The organism is Siphonobacter sp. SORGH_AS_0500, assembly GCF_031453245.1.
Lineage (GTDB): Bacteria > Bacteroidota > Bacteroidia > Cytophagales > Spirosomataceae > Siphonobacter.
The window spans coordinates 4,310,689-4,333,716 of sequence record NZ_JAVIYT010000001.1 but is presented as its reverse complement, the minus strand read 5'-3'; the positions used below and the strand labels follow the sequence as shown (position 1 = coordinate 4,333,716).

Below are 23,028 nucleotides of genomic sequence, written 5' to 3'. Positions count from 1 at the left end.
AGACATGTGTTCTGAACTGTACGTCAGGTAGTATTAACGTAATCTTAGTATAGGTACCTCTTACGGAGTAACCAAAATCTTTTGCTGTTGGACACTGACGCCATCGTTCACTTGTAACGTATAGACACCCCTGGTTAGTCCCTGCACAGGGATAAGGGCTTTGCCGTTGCGAATTTCCCCTTTCCATACGGTCTGCCCGGTAATGTGGAGCAATACGGCCTGTATAGAATGGGCTTTAGTATCGGTGTTTTCTTTTACGCTGATGGTGATATCCGTACTAGCAGGGTTCGGGTAGGCTACTAAACCGTAGGTTGGAGCCAGGCTTAGTGCAATGATTCTACTGTAATGATCTGGTTCTGAAGCTTCATTAATTTTTAGACGATAGTAAGCCGTACCTACTTGAAGTTTAGTATCATAGAAGGTGTAAATACCCGAAGAAACGTTTTTAGAAGCAGCAAATCCAATGCTTGCCCAGTTTTTACCATCTAGGCTTTTTTCAACGGTATAGCCCAAAATATTTTTCTCCTGTGCTACTTCCCAGGTGAGTACTCCTATGTTTTCAGGAATAGCATGGGCCTCCACATCGGTAAGTTTTTTACCAGCACTGGATTCTACTTGGCCTTTGAAGTAAATCAGACTAACGGGCAGGGAACTACTAGTGCAGTAGGCTACAATAGCCGGGTCGCCCTGAAGGACAAATTCCTGGGCATGACCTACTGTCATGGCATCGTTAGGTCTTGCGGTTACGAACGCTTTTATTGCTCTTACCAGATTTGTTCCAAAGGTTTTGTCTAATCCTTCTGAGTCAGTAAGTTTTGTAAAAAGAGTATTAGAGTAATCTTTCAGATAAAAAGGCCAGCCTAAAAACGAAGAAGCTAGATGGACGATGGCTCCTCGATCAGGCGTGTTTACCCAATTGCTACCTACAGTTTCTGGGGCATTGTAATAAAAGATATTTCCTGCCTCACACCCATTAACAAATATGATGGGGTACTTCCCTTTATTGGTATAAGAGCTTTGGGAAGCTAGCCCAATATTAATATCGGTGTAGTTCGTAGAAGCGTGGCCAAAAAAGGTAATCATACTGGTCCCATCATTTACATCTGGCGATACATCGATCGTTTCAACGTTTTGATTAGTCGTTTTTGAGATGATTTTACCTGTTCCCTGTAGAGGAGCATTTTCAACAATATTCTTAAAATCGGTGGCATATCCCGTAAAACTGCTTCTTTCGTAATCTGTATGTCCACCACTCAGGTATAAAAACTTCTTTCTCCAGGGTTGATTCTTACTAAGTTCGTACTCTTTGATTTTACTTAAATAAGAGGCAATTTCATCAGGCTTCGTAACATTTAATCGGCCTACAGCAATAGCGGGTACGTTGGCGGGTTCGCCATTTAAACCATTGACTAATAGCCAGTCGGAACCCGGCCATCCCCCTGTTGGTACTAAACTATTGTCTGCCATCCCTTGCTCATCCAAGCCGAAACGGAAGTACTGCGGAAAAATCCCTCGACCAATCAGAAACAGATGCTTTGGAGAACCGTTTTTCAGCATGTACCCCGCGAAATTGCGAATGGACAAACCACTACGTTCTCCATAGTTAAATTGATTCGACAGTACGTCCATATCTACCACCAGAGGTTTATAACCTCCGCCTGCTACGGAAGCCCGGTAGTCGGCATAGGCTTGTACGATATCCGAAGATCCACCAGCAGCCTGGCGGAGTACTTTATTCGTTACAATCAGGTAATTAACCTGCGAAGGATCAATAGGCATGAAATTGATCTTCTCAATTTTAGAGACCGAGCCTGATGATCGATTGACCCAAAAATTGCGAGCTTGCTGTGTGTTGCTTACTACGGCTTCTAACGTGTTCGAAGTGAAAGAAGATTGAATTCGCTGAATATTGTTTAAATCGGTAACGTCATAGAGTTGATCATTGGTGTTGGCGTTACTGAATTGCAGAAGGGACGTACCACTGGCGTTTGTACGGGTATTGATTGCCTTTCCTTGAGTAACCCCAGATAAATTCAGAAGTTGAGGATAGGTAAACTTAAAATAGATGACACTGGCAGAACCAACTTTTGAATAGACAACAGCCTGTGAACTCGAGTTAGTTAAAAAACTCCAGTCAAATTCAGCACTATTTTTTAGGATTTGGTAATCGGTCGTCGTTGGAAAGGTCAGAATGGTATTTTCTGCGGCAGATGAGGAAGGACGGATGCTAACCTCAATCTCGTGATTACCAATGTTGGCGGTAAATAACGAAATGCTCAGACGAGGCTTTACCGTATTTGCCTCGGCTTGGTATGGATTCTCTAAAGGTAGATTATACGCTTTCCGGTTATTATTACTGATAGGGGAATCCATATACCCTTTTCCGACTCCGTAGCTGGCTAAAGTCATTCCCCGTTCGAAATTCATCTGTGTGTACGCACTGGAATAGGCTGGCCCGACGTCATAATGAGAGGTGAAAAGAGAGAGATTTTCCGCCCAGTGATAAGGCTCTGCTGCCAGGGTACCTTTACTGGGAGGTGTCGGAGTGCTCACCCGCTTTCCCTTCTGTCCATTGACCGTCAGTGTCAGGAAGTAATAAGAGTTTTCCGTAAACAAACTCACATATGGGTTGTGGTGGGATTCCTTGGGTACATACAGTTCCGCGTCACGGGAACCATCGTTACCAACCCCGAAGAATTCAACGTAATCACCTGTATCAAATGTACCATCTCCTTCTCCTACGACGGTGATGGCCTGCTCAACCCCTCTTCTAAAAAGCTGAATTTGTTGAGGGTTTGCTTTTAAATCAAAACCAGCATTTTGCAATTCAGTGTAAGTAAGTCGGTAAATCCCTTTCTGAGTGACGGGAATTTTAAAATACGTTTGCTGGTAATTAATCCATTCATTGCCAAACTGTTGGGAAAAGGATTTTGTCGTCCAGCCTAGTGAAAGAACGAGCAGTAAAAAGTAGATTTTTTTCATATCAAGGGCTAAAGAAATGGGGCTACTGATGCGTAGTGCGTGAGTTGTGGTTGGGTACAGGGATAAATTACGTAGGAAGCTTGGTAAATTATTTAAAATCAATGGATTAATAGGAAGATAGATAACGAAATTAGCCAGTTATTGACGTTAATTATCAAGTTTTTACCTTTTCTTAAGTATGCTCAAGAGAAGATAGCGAATAGGACTGTTAAGTTAGCTAAATCGATTTAGTTTAGATAAGTATCTATGCTCAAAAGTTTATTTTGTTTAAGTTCTTTAAAGTGATAGGCAATACTTTCAAATTGTCAAATGATTTTTGATTAGAAGTGAAAACATAACGACTCCAAACTTAAAGACCACCCACAAGGCCAGAGAACAACCTTTTCCTGGTGGGAATAATCATAGGTTAAAAATATAGAAAAATTCCAAACGACTTGTTAAGAATAAGTTAATCAGGCAGGAAATTCAGTTTTTCGGTAGGAATGGACTCCTGTATGGAAAGTCATTAGTAGGTGATAACCTGATTGTGAAAGAGATACGGTGAGTTAGCTTGTTGAATACGAGCCAGCGGTATGCACGAATAATGACTGCCTGTGGGCAACTTAAGTCTCCTATGAAAGATAGCAGTGAGGGTAAAGTGTTGAAATGAAATTAGTCTCGCAGGATCGTAAGGTGATGCTCACTAGGCAGCCTTTTGATAGTGTTGAGGAAAAACGCCTGTTTCCGGAACCTAACTTGTACCCCCACGTTTTTAATGGTATCTTCAAGTTTGAATTACGATTAGAGCCCAGTCATTATGCATTTTTCCCATCTTCACTGCCATACCAAATTTTCACTGCTCGACGGTGCCGCCGATATTGGTGGCATGTTCAAGAAAGCCAAGGCTGATGGACATTCGGCAGTTGCCATTACCGATCACGGTAATATGTTCGGCGTGTTCAAATTCGTGGCCGAAGCCGGGAAGCATGGGGTAAAACCCATCGTAGGCTGTGAGTTTTACGTGGTACAGGATCGTCACGAGAAGAAATTTACGAAGGAGAAGAAAGACGTTCGGTATCACCAGTTAATGCTGGCCAAAAATGAAATTGGCTATCGAAATCTGGTCAAACTCTGTTCGCTGGGTTTCATTGAAGGGATGTACGGGAAGTACCCCCGCATTGATAAAACCCTGATTGAACAATACCACGAAGGCCTCATTGCCACAACCTGCTGTATTGGAGCCAGCGTGCCCAAAACCATTCTACGGAAAGGGGAAGAGGAAGGTGAAAAGGAGTTTTTGTGGTGGCTGAATATCTTCGGTGAAGACTTTTACGTCGAGCTACAGGATCACGAAATTCCCGATCAAAAGCGGGTCAATGAAGTATTGCTCAAGTTTGCTCGTAAGCATAATGTGAAGATTATCGTCTCTAACGATAGTCACTACGTAGACCAGCAGGATGCCAACGCTCACGATATTTTGCTGTGCGTCAACACCGGCGAAAAGCAGAGTACGCCCTCGGCTAAGGATTTCTCGGATGATGAGGCCATGCCCCGGGGGTCGCGGTTTGCCTTTTACAACGATCAGTTTTATTTCAAGACGAAAGCAGAAATGCTGAACGTCTGGGGCCACATTCCCGAAGGCCTGGACAATACGCAGGAAATTGTCGATAAGTGTTTTGAACCGAAACTGAAGAAAGACATTCTTCTGCCCAATTTCCCCATTCCTGACGAATTCAAGGTACACGCTGATGATACCCTGAACCAGTGGGAATACCTGCGTCACCTGACGTTTGAAGGAGCACGTCAACGCTACGAAACTATTTCGCCCGAAGCCGAGGAACGCCTCAACTTTGAGTTGCATACCATCAAAACGATGGGTTTCGCTGGATACTTCCTCATCGTGATGGACTTTATCAAGGCGGGTCGTGACATCGGCGTATTCGTGGGGCCGGGTCGGGGTTCGGCGGCGGGTTCGGCGGTGGCGTACTGCATCGGGATTACGAACATCGATCCGATTAAGTACAATCTGCTGTTCGAGCGTTTCCTGAATCCTGACCGGAAATCTATGCCCGATATTGATACGGACTTTGACGATGCGGGTCGCCAGAAAGTCATTGACTACGTAGTCGATAAATACGGTCGAAATCAGGTAGCCCAGATTGTGAGCTACACGGGGATGAAAGCCAAATCGGCCATCAAAGACGTGGGCCGGGTACTGGATTTACCTTTGGATGAGACCAACTTACTCACCAAGCTGATTCCGGAAAAACCTCTGGATCTGAACCTGCAACGCGTCCTACTGGCTCCCATTGATGGGCCGGGCGGCGTGAAGGATAAAGAAGGCTGGGGAGGCGAGGAAATTCAGAATATCCAGAAGTTGCGGGATACGATGAAATCCAATACCGTAGCGGGTAAGGTACTGACCGAAGCCCTGAAGCTGGAAGGCTCTGTACGCGGTACGGGTATCCACGCGGCGGGTATTATCATCGCTCCCAAAGACTTAACGGATATTATTCCGGTGTGTACCTCAAAAGATTCGGACTGGTTTATCACGCAGTTTGAAGGAAAGGTAATCGAGGATGCGGGGGTAATCAAGATGGACTTTTTGGGATTGTCCACGTTGACGATCCTGAAAAACGCTCTGGCTCTGATTAAGCAAAACCACGGCGTAGATATTGATCTGGATAGTTTGCCGCTCGATGACCCGAAGACCTACGAGCTTTTCCAACGCGGTGAAACCTACGCGATTTTCCAATACGAAAGTCCGGGAATGCAGAAGTACATGAAGGAACTGAAACCCACGCGGTTTGAGGACCTCATTGCGATGAACGCCCTGTACCGGCCCGGTCCCATTCAATACATTCCTGAATTTATTGATCGGAAACACGGACGGAAACCCGTCGTGTATGATCTTCCCGAAATGGAAGAGTACCTGGCTGATACCTACGGGATCACGGTGTATCAGGAGCAGGTGATGTTGCTGTCTCAGAAACTGGCGGGCTTCTCCAAAGGTGACGCCGACGTACTGCGGAAGGCCATGGGTAAGAAAGACCGGGCCACGCTGGACAAGATGAAGGGCAAATTCATGGAAGGAGCCGTCGCCAAAGGTCTGGATGCCAAGAAACTTGAAAAGGTCTGGACCGACTGGGAAGCGTTTGCTCAGTATGCCTTCAACAAGTCACACTCGACCTGTTATGCATTCGTGGCCTACCAGACGGCGTACCTGAAGGCCCACTATCCGGAGGAGTACATGGCGGCCAACTTAACCAACGAGCTGGGCGACATCAAGAAGATTACGCTCTTCATGGAGGAAACCCGCCGGATGGGTCTCGACGTATTAGGTCCCGACGTGAACGAATCCATCAAGGAGTTCAACGTCAATAAGAAAAAGCAGATTCGTTTTGGTCTGGGTGGCATTAAAGGTACGGGCGATGCGGCCGTGGATAGCATCATTCAGGAACGAAACGCGAATGGTCCTTACCAGGATATTTTTGACTTCGTCACGCGGATCAACCTGCGTACGGTGAACAAGAAGACGTTGGAATCGCTGGCCTATGCCGGAGCCTTCGACAGCTTTGGCATCAACCGGGCGGCCTTCTTTGCCGATACGGGAACGGGTACGTTCATCGAAACGCTAATTCGGTATGCCAACAAGCACCACGAAGAAAAAGCCGCTGCTCAGGTGTCGCTTTTCGGAGCGATGAGTGGGGGTGGCGGAGCCAACATGATGGCTCCCCGCATCCCTTCGGCGGAGCCCTGGGCCCGAATGATCGAACTCAATCAGGAACGGGATGTGATTGGCGTATACATTTCCGGTCACCCGCTGGATGAGTTCCGTATTGAGCTGGATAATTTCTGCGATATTACACTGGACCGTTTCCGTGATTCGGAAGAAGAAAAGAACTGGTACAACCGCGATGTCCGCATTGCCGGAATCGTGACCAAGTACCAGGAGCGATACGCCAAAAATGGCAATCCCTTCTGTTTGTTTACGATTGAAGATTATGCCGGAAGCATGGAACTGGCTCTATTTGGCGACGATTACGTAAAGATGGGTCAGTATGTATCACAGGATCGGTTTCTGTACATTCGGGGAAAACTGCAACCGAGCTGGCGGAACCAGGGGCAGTACGAGTTCAAGGCTACGCAGATTCAGCTGTTACCCGAAGTACGAGAGAAGATGTGTAAGCAGTTGAGTCTGGAGATTAATTTGCAGGAAGTTAGCGGGGAACTGGTGGCAAGTCTGAGCGAGTTGTTCAAGCAAAATCCGGGCACCTGTAACTTATTCGTGAAACTCAAAGACTCGGAAAGTCCGGTAGAGGTAACGCTGCAAAGTCGTTTCAATAAAATCAACGTCTCAAATGATCTGATTAAAGGATTGGAGCAGTTGGTAGGGAAGAATAGTTTTCGGTTGAATTAAGGTTTTAGTATAAATGAAAGACCTACTGGATTTGGCTAGTGGGTCTTCCTTTCATGATATTCTATAATCTTGTGTAAAAAAGGCTATCATTCGTGATGGATTATTCTTAAAGTTTTAATAAGCTAATCAAATTAATGGCTGAAATAAAAATTACCGCGAGTGTTACATCAAGCAAGTTGGTTAATTTATACAATATATATATAAACCAAAGTCAAGAAGAAAATGTAAAATTAACTATACCTATCAAGATAGATAAGTATAGGTTTGGGCTATTAGCTGATTTTTTAAAGTTTATTATTACATTAAATAATAAAACACAAATTGCAGTCTTGAAAATTAACGGAAAGGCGGATGATTTAGACTCATTGTACGATCAGGAGTATGCATACCCAATTATTTCTTTATTGTGGAATTCAACAAAATTCGTTGATAAAGATGGTCAGGATATTAAGTATATTTTGAGAGATAAACAGAATATATTTTTTACCAAAATGAACTCTTTATTGAAAATTAAAGGCAATAAATATATTTTGATTAATACAGATCATCTACCTGAGAGTAAAGGTAGTATAAAGTTATTAGAAAGTGTAAATGGATTTAATGTAAATGAAAATCAGGTGGTTAATGGTATAGCTAAAATAATTAATAATTATGTTCTTACACTTAATAAAAATAATAAAAATGAAATCAGAGGCATTGTTGACGATGTTAGTTCTGTAGTTTACGAATTGTTGAAAAATACATACGAATGGGGTAAGACACGTTCTGATTTAGTTGAATTATCATCCAGCATTCGAGGTTTGTATATTCGTTTTCATAATAATAATAATAATAAAGCAATTGAAGAATATAAAAATACTCCACTTGAAGAATTTTTGAAACATCCTCTTGTTTTAAATAACTGTATTAATGAATCAGGGCAGATGTATTACTTAGAAATTATGGTATTTGACTCTGGTGTTGGTTTTATAGATAGATTCACTCCTAGAGACTGCTATGGAGATTTAGAGATAATAAAAAAATGTCTTATTAAAAATCAGACATCTTCAAAGTCAATTTTGAAAACAAAAAAAGGTTTAGGACTAGATAGGATTTTGAATATTCTTAATGGAAAAGGGTTTATTAGAATTGATACTGATAAATATAGTGTATGTAGAGACTTGATAAAAGATAACTATAAGCCTATTGATGTAAATAACCTAAGTGAGTTAGTTTTGGATGATTGGAACAAAACTAATTTCAGTTATTTTCAATTAGTGAAACCGAGTGGGACATTTATAAGCATAATGTACCCATTCAAAAGTATGCAATAGATGGCTAAGTTTTTTATTTATAACGCGAGTATTGAAGACAGTAAATATAAAACTATTACTGTTATTTTTAATCCTTATGCAGAATTTGATTTTAATGCTTTAAGTGATGAATTATTTGAATATTTTCAATATTCTTATCAAACAAGTGCTTTGGTTTTTATTAATTGTGAATCTATAGTAAAAATAGCTACTATCGTAAGTGAAAATATTGAAAAAATATTTAAAAGCATCCCTAAAGTTGAAGAAGTTTCTTTAAGAGAAAGTATATTTTATATTTCGTACAATAATAGTAAATATAATATTAATAAATCTAGCTCTTTTCTTAAAAACAATATTAATGAAATAGTAAGACAAGGATTAGTAAGTATTTTTATTGAAAATGGAGGGCTTGTCGAAAGCAATGGAATTGCACATCACTATGTTTTTCCCTCAGGTAAACATTCATCAAAATTTTTGAGAACTGCAAATGTTTTAGCGTCTAAGTCTGAGATTGATTTCATTGCGTTGAATACGTTACATAGATTTAAAAAAGTAGATTTTAATAATATATACTGTGATACATTATCTATTAATGTGATAGGATATTCTATAAACCAATACTTGAAAAGATATGGAATGGCAAAAGATATAAATATAGAGTCTTTCAAATCCTATGAGGGTCTTTATAGTAAAAATTATAAATTCTATGATAACTCAATATTTTTAATTTCAGCGTCTACTTCAGGAAGAATAGTTAATTATATAAAAAAGAATAATCCCGAAATTTATTCTGAAAATATTTGTGTATTATTTTATTTACCTCTTGAACAAGAGTCAAGCTTAGATTCAGAAAGAGTTTTATGTAATTTAGAGTATAATGCAAGATTTGATTATGGAATTCATAAATATGAACAATTTAGGGGAGGGGAATTGTGTAAGTTTTGTTGTAATAAATCAAGCCCAATAAAAATAGTAGGCGATTCTTTTAATTTGGAAGAACCAATTGTTAATACTAGGAATATAATAGCTAGTAAGTATATTACTAAATCACTTAAAGATTTTGTTTCTCAATTTAAGCATAATTCAGATAATGGTACATCTTTGAAAATATCTTATAGTGAAAATTCAGTGTTAAATAAAAAATATAATGTTTATATAGATTACGAGAATATTATAAAAAATATTGATAAAGAGCATTATAAAGAACATAAATATAAGATAAATTCATATATTGATCAATATATACCTGCTTCGCTAAAGTATATTGTTTATTTAAATGATGAAGGATCTAAACTATTGGCCCAATATATTCACGAGAAAACTACAGTACATTCTAAGGTTAATATCAAAATGATTAATCATATTGACTTAAATGAAGATAGTGTGAATATTGAAGATGGTGGAGCAATATTAATTGTTGGTTCTTGTATTACAAACGGTAAAAATTTGCTTTACCTGAGTAGGTTTTTTAGAAATTATGATCAACTAAGAATCGTTTATTTCATAGCTATTAATAGAATAAGTGACCCAGATAAAAATAAAGAACTTAAAAGTAATTTGAAATATGGGCTTTATGGTCCTGAAAACAGTACATTTATAGAAATAGAGACTTTGAATTGTGATAATTCAAACCACGATAAGCCTTGGGTAGTTGAGCAAAAGTATTTAAAAAATGTCAGAAGTGAACTAGATTACCCCTTGAGCCTATTAGATAATCGGATAGAAATTATAAATGGCTTCTCTAATGTTTCTTTAAAGGGAGGTTCAGATAATATTTTCTATAATGACTATCGCGAAAGAGAATTAAAAATACGAAAAAACTCGGCTTTCTTTAGTGATAATAATTATTTTGATAACGTTACGCAATCTGATGTGTATTTTACTATTTCATGTGTTTTGAATAATATGAGAAATAATAAGATAGATGGTCTTTTTCAAACCAACTTTGTTAAAAATTTATTAGATCCATTTGTTTTTAGTCGATTTAATGATGGTATAATACAGGCTTCAATTTTGAGGTCAGCTAAATATGAAGAATTAAATTATTCTTTTAGTTATAAAAATTCTGAAGATATGTTAATGCTTTTAAAAACTATTATTAAACATAAAGATCAGTATCAAGGGGAAGCAATTTTTGAATTTTTATATGCTGTTGCAATCGGGAAATTGCGTTTAGTAAGAGAGCACTATTTGCTATTGATAGCTGATCTTGAAGTAATAGATAATGACAAAGTAAATATGTTTACTAAATCAATTAAAAGTATCTATGAAGATAATATTCAGTGAAATTGAATATTATTATTTTATATTAAAGTAGTAAAGCCTTGCATTTGGATAATGGATTAAATGTAATTATTAATTATCACCACCGTTGTTGGCGTTTAGCGTAGCGTCACTAACAACGGCAGCGAGATTCCTAAAATTAACAGCTCCGCAATGAGTATAAACTGCTCATTTCAACATATTAGTAGAAGATTCTTCAGGAATACAGATCCGTCATAAATTCACCACTACCTATCATCACCGTCCCAAAGTCCCAGCAAGAATGATTTCTGCACTTTATACCTCAGATCAATGAGGACAACTTCTTGGACAGGCTAACCTTGCAGGAAGACGTACCTTTTTGCCTGAACAGAAACCCTGATAAACCTATTTTCTTTCGTCTCATATTTAGCCTTTTAAAATGATTTTACGTAACCAAGTACTAGCTGTGATCTTTGTCCTGCTGGGCAGTGTAACCGCTTTTACCCAGACCAAGCAGGTTTCACCGCCCTTCGAAGGGTATCTATTTGCTTACTTCGAGGGTTCAGGAGACCCGCTCAAGCAGGAGCAGTTACGCTTGGGCATCAGCAAGGATGCTATCCATTGGTCTGCTTTAAATAACAATCAGCCTATTATTGCCTCCAGTGACATCTCGCAAACGGGTGGAATTCGGGACCCACATTTGTTACGCGGACAGGATGGAAATACCTTTTATCTGACGGCAACTGATATGTTCGTAGGTAAAAATGGTTGGGGGAGTAATCCGGGTATTGTTCTGCTGCGTTCCACTAATCTAGTGGATTGGACCCACCGGAGTATCGACCTGGCCAAAACCTACCCGCAGACGTTTGGGAATGTACAATGGGTATGGGCTCCGCAAACCATCTATGATCCCCAGGCCAAAAAGTATCTGATCTACTTCACGGTACGTTTCAAAGACGATTCGAAGCTTGATTTTTATTCTGCCTATGCCAATCAGGACTTTACCGGTTTTGAGGCTGAACCCAAGCTGATGTTCCGGGCAAAGTACGGAGCCATTGATGGCGATATTGTTTATAAAGACGGCACGTACCATCTGTTCTTTAAAGGGAATACAAAAGATGAGAGTGGCAAAGAAATCAAAAATGGCATTCAACAGGCCACTTCGAAGTCGCTGAGCGGCCCCTGGGTAGAGGATTTCAAGTATCTGGATGCTTATTCGGATAAACATATTGTAGTAGAGGGCTCCAGTGTCTTCAAACTCAACGACTCGGACGAGTATATTTTGATGTATGATCTATACACGAACCTGCGGTATGAGTTTCAGCGGAGCACCGATCTGTATCATTTTACGGATAAACCCGAGTCTTTCACCAAAAACTTTAATCCCCGGCATGGCAGTGTCATCGGCATTACCCGAGAAGAAGCCCGCCGTTTACAGTCGAAATGGGGGGGCGTTCCTAATGACTTGTTACAACCCGTCGAGGCTTCTGATCGCTATTTATTTACTTCGAAAGGAAATCCCATCATTACGCATGCGTACACGGCTGATCCGGCGGCACTGGTGAAAGGAGATACGCTGTGGTTGTTCGCGGGTCACGATTTCGCTGGTGGGCAAAGTGGATATAAAATGAAAGACTGGCTGGTGTATTCAACCACGGATTTGAAAACGTGGACCCAGTATCCCGTGCCCTTAAAAATAACGGACTTCCCCTGGGCGAAGAGTGGAGATGCGTACGCGGGTCAGGTCATGGAAAGAAACGGGAAATATTACTGGTACATCAGCACAAACTGGTCAGGTATTGGAGTTGCAGTAGCGGATCGACCGGAAGGACCTTACAGAGATGCGTTGGGGAAACCTCTGCTTACTAATAAGGATTGTTTTGCCTCTTCCCACTCCTGGGCCTGTATTGACCCTACGGTATATATCGATGCTAACGATCAGGCCTGGCTTTTCTGGGGCAACCTCGAATGCTATTATGCCAAATTAAAAAAGAACATGATCGAAATAGAGGGGGAAATCAAACGGGTTCAGTTCCCGGGCTTCAATTTTACGGAAGCTCCCTGGATTCATGCCCACAAAGGCAAATATTACCTGAGTTATGCAACGGGCTTCCCGGAAAAAATTGCGTATGCCGTGGCTAATTCCATTGAAGGACCTTACGAATACAAAGGTATTTTAAATGAGATTGCCGGAAACAGTAATACCAATCATCAGGCGATTGTCCAGCACAAAGGGCAGTGGTACTTCATTTATCATAACGGCGGTATTCAAACCGATGGTAATAGCTATAGCCGCTCGATATGTATTGACAAATTGGACTACAATAAAAACGGAACCATAAAACGAGTAATGATGACTAGTGAAGGCGTATCGAATACTTCCAGCCCAACTAAATAGGTTTTACTAAATTTAAGCCAGCAACGAGTTAATGGATCAAGGAGCTAGGTCTCTTTATCGATTAACTCGTTGCTGGTTTAAACGGGTTTTGAATAATCATAAATGGATTTTACCAAAATCATACAGTAGAAACCTACGGTCAAGTGGTGATAAGTTCTTGTAATAATTTAATAATGGATAGATCGGCGTAGAAGTACTAAATGCCAGTCTATTAACTAACAACGAAAAACTATCAACTACTTATAAATGAGATAAATAAATGAAATTATTAGGTAAAAAACAGGTGGGTGGGCGTTAGTCGTATCTTTTAATCTCATTATAATCTCTAGAGGGGAGTTGTTAATATTCAGGAAACATACCAGACATAAATTGCGGGGCATCTTAAAACTTAAGGATCCCAACTAATTTATGAAACTCTATAGGGTTATTCTACTATTTGCTTTACTGGTCAGTAGTCAGGCGTGGGCTCAGGTAACCACCAGCGGCTTGAGCGGACGTGTCATAGATGACAAAAAAGAGACGCTGGTAGGAGTTACAGTTCAGGCTGTTTTTACCCCGACGGGTACCCGTTATGCGGCCATTACTGATACGGAGGGCCGTTACCGAATCAATAACATGAGTGTCGGTGGCCCCTATGAAATTACATTTTCCTCCATTGGTTTTCAAACAAATACGATCCCCGGAGTTACCCTTCAATTAGGGGAAACGACTACCATCAACGTCACCTTGCAGAACTCAACCCAAACCTTAGGTGAGCTGGTTGTAAAAGGCGAAAAAGGAGGAGAACGCAACGGAGCCGGATTAAACGTGGGTAGTGAAACGATTCGCCGAATGCCTACGATCTCCCGTAGCCTCACGGACATGACGCGATTAACGCCTCAGGTAAACAATCAGAACTCCTTTGCGGGTACCAACTTCCGGTACAACAACGTAACGATTGACGGAGCGATTAATAACGATGCTATTGGTTTTAGCCCCTCGCTGGGTGGATCAACCGGAACGTCAGGGCAGCCCGGTTCAAGTACGCGTACCAACCCCGTTAGTCTGGATGCTATTCAGGATATTCAGGTAGCCGTTGCTCCGTTCGACGTACGGCTGGGTAACTTCCTGGGGGGATCGGTAAACGCCGTTACGCGGAGTGGTACAAATAAGGTTTCGGGTTCTGTTTATGGTTTTGGTCGCAATGCGACGCTGACGGGAGCCTGGAATGGAGCCGCCAACGCAAAAGAAAAGTTACCCAGCACTTTTCACGAATATCAAACGGGTTTTAGAGTAGGCTTACCTCTCATCAAGAACAAGCTGTTTTTCTTTACTAATGAAGAAATCACCAACCGTCAGGATCCCGTACAGTTCCAGGCAGGTTCGGCTTCTTCCCTGATTAAAGATGCGGCAGTAGCTCAACAGATTTCAGATTTCGTGAAAACTAATTACGGGTTTGAGGCTGGTTCGTACGGTAATTATTCCATCTATTCAAAAAGTACGAAATTCTTCAATCGTCTGGACTGGAATATCAATGCTCGTAATCAGTTAAGCTTGCGTAATAACACGGTATTCTCGGAAGCAACCAACCTCGAGCGGGATGCCGCAAACTTCCGTTTCGGTAGCATCGATTTCCGTCAGAATAACAACCAGACCAGTACGGTTGCGGAGTTGAAAACGCAATTCGGACGTGCTTCCAATAGCTTAATTGCAGGATATTCTACTGTACACGATTACCGTACGACCCTTTCTAATATTCGTACATTCCCACAGGTAGAGATTGCTTACAATGGCGGTACGATCTTCCTGGGTAACGACCGGGAAGCTTCCGTATTCAACCTGCGTCAGAAAACGTTTGAGTTAACGGATAACTTCACGTTCTATAAAGGTAACCATACCTTCACGGTAGGTACGCACAACGAATTCTATACAATTGATTATGGATTCGTGAATGCTCCTAATGGTCGGATTTCCTATCGGTCCGTGGATGATTTTATGAATAAACTTCCCAACCGGGTGCGGGGTTCGTATCCGTTTGCTGATGCCAGCAACAGCCTCGACAATCAGTTTAACAATCCCTACGCTCATTTCAACGTCAACCTGCTGAGTTTGTATGCTCAGGACGATATTCAGCTTACGGATCGTATTAAACTTTCTCCCGGCATTCGTTTCGATTATACGGGATTACCTACCAAACCCGCGTTGAGTCCTCAGGTAACGGCTTCTACCGGAGATCCTAATTACGGTACAACCTATACGTACACTCCTTTGAATCAGATCACGAATAAGTATCTAAACAATGTACAGGTATCGCCTCGTTTGGGCTTCAATATCGATGCAAAAGGAGATAAGAGTCTTGTTATTCGGGGTGGAGCGGGTCTGTTTACGGGCCGTATTCCTTTTGCCTGGCTTGGTTATGGGTTTTATAACAACGGGGTAGGTTACGGTGCTTATGATTTTAACAACAACGCTACCGCCTCCACGAAACTCGTAGGAGATCCGCTGGTACCCGGTGGAGCCTTGGCTATTAACAATAACAACGGAGGTACTCGCCGGACTCAGGTTGACTTGATTGACAATAACTTCAAGATGCCTCAGATGTTTCGGAGTAACTTAGCCGTAGACTATGTAATCAACGGTTATAAGATCACGCTAGAAGGATTGTATACGAAAGTCATCCATGATCTGAAATTCCAACAGGTGAATACCAAAGATGTCGTTCGTTACTACAGTTATGACACGCAGCATCAGCAGCCTATTTACGTATCGTCAACCGGAGCGGCGGGTGCTCAGCGGATTAATGATAATTTCGCGAATGCTTACATGCTCTCTAATACGAATCAGGGACGTCGGTATAGCTTAACTGCCCAGATTCAGAAAAACTACTCGGCAGGTTTAGGCTTCTCGGCTGCTTATACTTATGGTAAGGCATTTGATCTTACCAACGGTATTCGGAACTCTATGGAGTCTAACTGGCAGTTGAACCAGTCGCTCTCACCGAACAATCCATCTCTGGCTTACTCAAACTTTGACATTCGTCACCGCATCGTAGCCAGCGTTAATTACCGCCAGAAGTGGAGCAATACCAACGCCACAACGGTTTCTCTGTTCGCTTCTTTCCAGTCAGGCTCTGCGTATTCCTGGGGGTATGTTAACTCAACGATTAATGGTTCTGGACAAGCGAACGGGTTAGCCTACATTCCAAAAGATCTGACGGAAGCTCAGAAGTTATTGCCAACGGGAACACAGGCACAGGATTTCATGGCCTTTGTGCAGAGTGATAACTACCTGAAAACCCGCATGGGAACCTTTACGGAGCGTAACGGCGGACGTACCCCCTGGAACAATACGATGGACTTACGTTTTCTGCACGAGATTACCATGAAAAATGGCCATTCTCTTCAGCTTTCGTACGACATCCTGAACTTCCTGAATCTGGTAGATAAAAAGCTAGGGTATTATTACTTCTCACCCAATACCTTTAACTCAACTGCTTCTATCGGTCTAGCTCGGGCTACTAACCCCACTACGGGAGACCCGACCTTTACCTGGAGCCGTCCTACCACGCCCTATTCGATTGATCCCCTCGGATCTCGCTGGCAAATGCAGTTAGGAGCCCGGTATTCTTTCTAGGCTTGAGCTGAGTAATAGGAAGTATTTAACAAGTGGAGGGTACTGAATGAATCACAATAAGTCGTGATTCATTCAGCACCCTCCACTTGTTACTTGGTGTGACGAAGACATCGTAGATGCTTTTCTACCATCCACGACACAGTTCCGTATGAACGTTGTAAAAGTCTTTGGGCAGATCTCCGTACAGTATTGCTATTTTATTTCAAATCTGGCGGCATTTTCCATTGCTACAATACCAGCTTGCAATGACTTCACCCTATTACTACCTTTAGAAAGTGAAACATTAGAATCCAGAAAATATGAAAATAGCTATTCCACAAAACGTAGTTTGGCTTGGCTTTATTCGGGTTATTAACGCATTCGTAGTTATTGCTTTGTTTTAGCTTTAGATTATTACTCATGTTTCAAAAGCAATCATGATGTTTAATTACTATTGATCGCGGCCACTATACAGGTCTTGATTTTCGTCAAAACCTCATCTTCATACGCCAAAAGCCTGGCACTGTTGTCAGTCCCAAATCTCTCGCTAATGGTATAGTTTTTCAGAAATTGCTTTTTGTCGGCTCCCATGGTGTAGTGCCAACTGCCGAGTTCATTGCTTTTGAAAAGAACCACTTCATTCAGGGCCAGGATTTTTCTTCGGGGTAGGAAGCTTATTTTCTGGTACACAGCATTGCTATCTATATCAAAAGTATAGGCAATAGTGGCTTCAAAAATCCCTTCCTTTATCCCAAACCCGGCCAGAACAATCAGCAAAGCAGAACCAATTATTTTTACCGTATCATTGACTTGATGAAAGCAATACAGCCCTGCAATGCCTATAAGTAATACGGAGCCGGCATACCATTTCAGTCTTTTCTTGTAAGGGTAAAAGGGCTGCAGAGAAAATTGCCGGGCCGTTTCCTGAATCCTATAGGTATCAATGCTGCTCATACTGACCGAGGATGGTTTCTATTTCGTTCAGCGTTTCCTGAATGAGTTTTTTAGTCACGCCATTTACAATCATCACCCCTTTTTTCTTGCCGTTTTTTTGATAATACATATTGAGCGAAGTGCTGGTAGTAACGAAATAGGTTTTTATCTGGAAAAACTCAAACCGGATAATATCATCAATAGGGATTTCTATTGTTGGCCGTAGCAAGGCTATCTTCCCGCTAATAATCCTTTTGTCCATATCAACTACCATATTCCGGGTGAACAAATTGAGGATGTATAGAATCAGAAAAATGCCAAATACACCACTAAACGAAGGCACTTTTATCCAAAAACCTACACCCGTCAGTACAATGAGAAGAGTGATGATCAGAACGGCAAACCCCTTCGGTGTTTTATGAGTGTATCGGTTTCCATCTTGGGTAAAATGCTTTAGTTCCATAAATCAGTATACTAAGATGTGGATTGATTTTATCCGATGAATGCGAATTTGTTTTCAAACATCTTACCGATAATCGGCAGCGGTTTTTCTACTTCGTTAGCAGAATTAATGATACCGATAATCAGCAGGGCGAAGATTAAATACCCGATATAAGACAGGAATGAAAGCGAGGGAATCATCATGACCACAACGGAAAGGGCAATATTGACCACAATGCTCACCAGCATTAAACCCAGAGATTGCCTGAGGTGATACTTAAACAGACGGTCTGCATTGTCTTTGCCAGAAAAATAGGCGATTAGCCAGCCAATCAAGGTAATGTAAGAGACGATAGAAAGTGTTTTGTTGTTCATTTCTTTTAATTTTTTTAATACTAATAATCCAAGCAATGCGGATATAACTGCTAGGAGCAAAGGTGAATATCTAATAATAAAATACTGTATTTTGTACTACTACAAAATGGCTACATCTAAAGAAAATGAATGTCTACAAAACGTCTACCTCATTATTAATCTATTGAAAATCAGTAGTAAATATAGAAGATGATTTAATTTTTATACTTATTGATAATGGTAGTAAACTACTGCATATTTCATAGATTTGTCTTATGAAATACACCTTATACCTCGTCCTTTTCTTGGTTTTTTCTTCAAGGTTAAAAGCCCAGAACCGATACTTGGATAGCCTGAATAGCATAGTTAGCCAAAAAAGTACCGATACCCGTGGGCAATTAAAAACGCTTCCGCTTTTGGTGGAATTTTACCGAAACGAGGACCTCTATAACAAAGCGTTGGGAATGAATAGCCGGCTCATAGCCTTGGCAAAAAAGGAAAACAATGAGCTGGGGCTGGTAAAGGCTTACGCTAATCAAGGTTTGATTTATAATAACAAGGAAGATTTTCAGACCGACCGCAAATACCTGGATTCGGTAAGGACGATTGCGAATCAATCAAAAATCGAAATAACCACAGCCTATGCCAATTACCTGGAGGCCTATATTTTAAATTCGTATGAGGATTATCGGTCTGCCGTTAAAACTTTCCAGAAGGTGCTTAAAATCATCGAACATTCGGATGAAGAATTTTTGAAAGCAAAGGTGAATTATATGTTGTACACCATCTATTCCAACTGGAATGATGTAGAAAATACCCTTTTGTATGCCAGAAAAGCGGTAGAGGCCGCAGAAAAATCGGGCGACAAAAACCTGCTGTCCAACACTTATTCCGCACTGGCGGTAGCCTACACGTATCTATACGATACGCATAAAAAGAAATCGGATCTGGATCGATTATTTGAAATCTGCAACAAAGCTATTGCTCTGCATACGACATATCCTGGACAGGTTACCAGCCGCACCTATGCCATTGCCAAGCTGAATGTTGTCAGTTATTATTTAAAATATTATCCAGGGAAGAATACGTTTACCATGCAGAAAACCATGGAAACCCTGGAAGTAGCAAAGAATGCTCCGGGAAACGAACTGATTATTGCTAGTTGTTACGGCATCCTGGGAACTATAGCCGAAAAACAGAATAACAATACAGCCGCCATGCAATACCTGCAAAAAGCCCGTGACATTGTTCTGAAAACGAAACCGGTTTATTACTATACATTAATTCAAGCCTGCGAAGGATTGGCTAGTTTGTACCGAAAAACCGGTCAATATGAACAGGCCTATCTTCTTCAAAAAGAAGCCTCGGAGTATTATATGAAATTGTTTGACGAAGAGCAGGCTACCACGACTAAAAAATTGCAGGCGCAATACGAGTCTGAAAAAAAGGAACGAGAACTGACCTCGTTGAAAGACCGTGCCGAAAGCCAGAGAGTCCAGAAACTATTATACGCCGGGTTGGGCATTATTACGCTACTGGGTGCTTTCTACATGTTCCGATCTTACCACTTCAAATTAAAATATTCTATCCATCGGGAAAAGGAACTCTCTGCGGCAAAAAACGAAGCCGAACTACAGGCCCTGCTGGAGAAAGAGGCTCAATACCGGCTAAAAGCAGAGCAGGAACTGTTATCCCTGCAACAGGAAAAACTACAAAATGAGATATTGGCCAGTCAGCTACATCTTCAGCACAAAAACGAAGTGCTGCAACAGCTAAAAGATAAACTAAGAGAAGATGCACCTATTAATATTCACCAGATAATCAGGGAAGAAAATTTGCTGGACAATGATTTTGAAAAGGCGAAATTTCAGATCCAGAAAATACATCCCAACTTTTTCAAAACACTGAGTGATAACGCCAGACAAAAACTTACACCTTTGGATTTGAAATACTGTGCCTATTTCTACTTGGGCATAGACACCAAGCAAATAGCCAACCTGCTTAGCGTAGAACCCAAAAGTGTACGCATGACCCGTTACCGGCTTAAGCAAAAATTTGGATTAGACACTGAAACCGATTTGATCACTTATTTAAAAAAGCTAGGTTAAATAAGCCTGTAGTGATTTGATGATGTTAGTCCGCTTTTGTAACGTAGATTTGAACGATACACGTCATCGGCGTGCATTGTATACTGATGCTAAACGCATCTAGATTTCCATAATTTTTAACCTATAACTTCTTATACTCCAATCCTCATTGGGGTTAATATAAGGTGTACCAACAATAGATTTTAATCAATAGACTGTATGATTACTCATAGTGAAACCATACAGTAGTTATTGCTCTTACCCAATAGCCAGTGATCACTTTTAGGATGGGTTATTAAAATCCAAAGTCTAAGTCCTACCAAAATAAGTGCACCTATAAAGGTTAATATTATTTTTGTTTTACTCAAAGGAATTTCAACTTGCTCTTCCGTTATCATATTCTTTAAAAGGTAAATTGGGGGATAGATATGCAATGACAGCTAATGGGTGTCTCGGAAGCCATTGCTTCAACAACTTTATGGACGAATAGGGAATATCTTTACCGTATTAGCGGCTGGTAATTTTGTTGTTAAATCGCTTCGCCAGGTTTTCAATGTCGTCATACCTTGCTAGTTGTCGAAGCCAATGTAAAGGAATTTTATTAAATCCGTACAGAAGACCTGCTAGTCCTCCTGTTACTGCACCAGTAGTATCTGTATCTTCCCCTAGATTTACCGCTCGTAAAACGGCTGCTTCGTAGCTATTAGTGGTTAGGATACACCAGATACTTGCTTCAAGTGTATGCAAAACATAACCATCACTTAAAATTTTTTCTTCGTCAATTTTATCAATATTTCCTGTTAGTAGCCTGTCAAACAACGCAATCTCTTTCGGATTAATGGCTATACTGGTTAAGTAGTTTGGGATTTCTATTTGCAGGTTTCTGTAAACTTCAAACTTGTCTTTACCTTCCAAAATTTGCTTCGCAAATTCAAGATAATAAAAGCAAGCAATTACAGAACGGATATGCCCATGAGTAAGCGACGAAACTTGTTTGGTAATGGCGTAGCGTTCTTTGATTGGTTTGTCAAGCAAATAGAAAAGCAAGGGTAAAATTCGCATAAGCGAACCATTTCCGTTGTCGCTTTCCTCAAAGCCGCCAGCTAATTCTGGTTCTTCGCCTTGGGCAAGTCGTGAAATAGCCTGTTGTGTGGCCATGCCAATGTCAAAAACGTTTCCGTGCGGTGTCCAGTAATTTTCCTGATACCATTTTACAAAATTTTGCCCGATTACATGTAAGTCAAAGTTTTGGGTTAATGCTTCGGTAAGGCAAAAAGTGAGCGAACTGTCATCTGACCAGGTTCCTGCTGGCAAATTATACGTTCCATAACCAATCATATCCGTTACGGGATTTTTACTAACGGATTGCCTACTGTTAAACTCTACAGGAACACCCAAAGCATCGCCAACGGCAACACCGAAAAGAGCAGATGTTATTTCATAAAAATAATCAACACCTTGACTTGTGAAAAGCATATTTCCAAAGGGAGTCTAGTCAATTAGAGCATCAGTTTCTGACTGTGTAGTTCTTCCTGGATAAATGTTACGAACATTAATCCCTAAAAGCCCTCTTGCAATTAAAAATGAAAACGTTTCAAGGTCAGTAGTATCATCCTGATTTTTATATTTTTCGGGTTTCTTTCCGTCCAAAACTCTTTTATGGAGTAACCGTCAGTTACTTCATTGATTTTTGCTTTATACCTGCCGTGACCTGTCCAGGAACGATGAAAATAAAGCCATTCATTTTCGTAATAAATGAACCCTTTGTCTTCCATTTGTTGAGGAATAAGTCCTTCTACTAATGTAGAGAACTGCCTGTCTGTAAACAGCAAGTATATGTCAATCCGTTTGGGATGATCCATAGGAAAAATTTCCCAAGTTGCTTTTGTTGCTGGTGCGTTCATTACAAGATTTCTCCGTTAGTCGAAGTTCTAAAAGCATATTTGAGCGAAACATGTCACTGATATTCGCATGATAGAGGTGTAGCCTTCTTCTAGTATTTCACTCAAAGCAACCCCCTAATGCCCAATACTTAGTCTCAACCGTTATACAAGCCCTGTTTTCGTAGGAGTGTGTATAAGACCTTTACTCCTATTATCGCTAAGGTCCCTAAAAGTATTCATGTGGTGACTTAGGCTGATTCCCTCTGAAATCCTTTGCTCTATGATTAGAGCTACGCAATTTACGTTTGGAAGTACTGAATGAGAAAAGGGTACTGAATCATTTACAATTGATTCAGTACCCTTTTACTGTCATATGTAAGCAGCAACTTGTCTCTGCTTACATATGACAATCGTCTTCTATTGC

At 40.8% G+C, this 23,028-nt stretch carries 12 protein-coding genes; 6 read left to right on the top strand and 6 right to left on the bottom strand.

From position 1 onward, the window contains the following. Positions 1-60: 60 nt before the first annotated feature. Complete coding sequence (locus QE357_RS18285; RefSeq protein ID WP_309710497.1) at positions 61-2,982, bottom strand: C25 family cysteine peptidase; 2,922 nt, start codon at positions 2,980-2,982, stop codon at positions 61-63. Between the two features lie 796 nt (positions 2,983-3,778). On the opposite strand from QE357_RS18285, the gene dnaE reads away from it, so the two are divergent. From dnaE to QE357_RS18260, 5 genes are all read left to right on the top strand, one after another. Next, positions 3,779-7,381 (top strand): DNA polymerase III subunit alpha, encoded by a 3,603-nt coding sequence (dnaE, locus tag QE357_RS18280; protein ID WP_307141290.1) that lies wholly within the window; start codon positions 3,779-3,781, stop codon positions 7,379-7,381. A gap of 134 nt (positions 7,382-7,515) precedes the next feature. Continuing rightward, on the top strand, positions 7,516-8,694 hold the full coding sequence (locus QE357_RS18275; RefSeq protein ID WP_309710493.1) for a hypothetical protein: 1,179 nt from the start codon (positions 7,516-7,518) through the stop codon (positions 8,692-8,694). Continuing rightward, positions 8,695-10,959 carry a hypothetical protein gene (locus tag QE357_RS18270; RefSeq protein WP_309710490.1) on the top strand — a complete coding sequence of 755 codons (2,265 nt, stop codon included), beginning with the start codon at positions 8,695-8,697 and terminating at the stop codon, positions 10,957-10,959. A gap of 424 nt (positions 10,960-11,383) precedes the next feature. Further along, the gene (locus QE357_RS18265; RefSeq protein ID WP_309710487.1) at positions 11,384-13,315 is read left to right on the top strand and encodes a family 43 glycosylhydrolase; all 1,932 of its coding nucleotides are present in this window, start codon (positions 11,384-11,386) and stop codon (positions 13,313-13,315) included. Positions 13,316-13,723: 408 nt separating this feature from the next. Next, the gene (locus QE357_RS18260; protein ID WP_309710484.1) at positions 13,724-16,927 is read left to right on the top strand and encodes a carboxypeptidase regulatory-like domain-containing protein; all 3,204 of its coding nucleotides are present in this window, start codon (positions 13,724-13,726) and stop codon (positions 16,925-16,927) included. 423 nt (positions 16,928-17,350) lie between these two features. Here QE357_RS18260 and QE357_RS18255 read toward each other — a convergent pair whose 3' ends face one another. Genes QE357_RS18255 through QE357_RS18245 form a run of 3 tightly spaced genes read right to left on the bottom strand, consistent with a single transcriptional unit; the run spans position 17,351 to position 18,655 of the window. Then, positions 17,351-17,860 carry a hypothetical protein gene (locus QE357_RS18255; RefSeq protein ID WP_309710481.1) on the bottom strand — a complete coding sequence of 170 codons (510 nt, stop codon included), beginning with the start codon at positions 17,858-17,860 and terminating at the stop codon, positions 17,351-17,353. Next, positions 17,847-18,302 (bottom strand): hypothetical protein, encoded by a 456-nt coding sequence (locus tag QE357_RS18250; protein WP_309710478.1) that lies wholly within the window; start codon positions 18,300-18,302, stop codon positions 17,847-17,849. Before QE357_RS18250 ends, QE357_RS18255 begins: the two co-directional genes overlap by 14 nt. Before the next feature lie 29 nt (positions 18,303-18,331). After that, positions 18,332-18,655, bottom strand: a complete 324-nt coding sequence (locus tag QE357_RS18245) for a hypothetical protein (RefSeq protein ID WP_309710476.1) — start codon at positions 18,653-18,655, stop codon at positions 18,332-18,334. Between the two features lie 254 nt (positions 18,656-18,909). Here QE357_RS18245 and QE357_RS18240 point away from each other — a divergent pair, with 254 nt between their 5' ends. Continuing rightward, the gene (locus QE357_RS18240) at positions 18,910-20,742 is read left to right on the top strand and encodes a hypothetical protein (protein WP_309710473.1); all 1,833 of its coding nucleotides are present in this window, start codon (positions 18,910-18,912) and stop codon (positions 20,740-20,742) included. A 486-nt stretch (positions 20,743-21,228) separates the two neighbouring features. Here the strand turns inward: QE357_RS18240 and QE357_RS18235 are convergent, their stop codons facing one another. After that, entirely contained in the window at positions 21,229-22,197 is a 969-nt protein-coding gene (locus QE357_RS18235; protein ID WP_309710470.1) for an ADP-ribosylglycohydrolase family protein, read from the bottom strand. A 101-nt stretch (positions 22,198-22,298) separates the two neighbouring features. Then, a complete protein-coding gene (locus QE357_RS18230) occupies positions 22,299-22,625 on the bottom strand; it encodes a hypothetical protein (RefSeq protein ID WP_309710467.1) in 327 nt (108 codons plus the stop codon). Positions 22,626-23,028 lie beyond the last annotated feature (403 nt).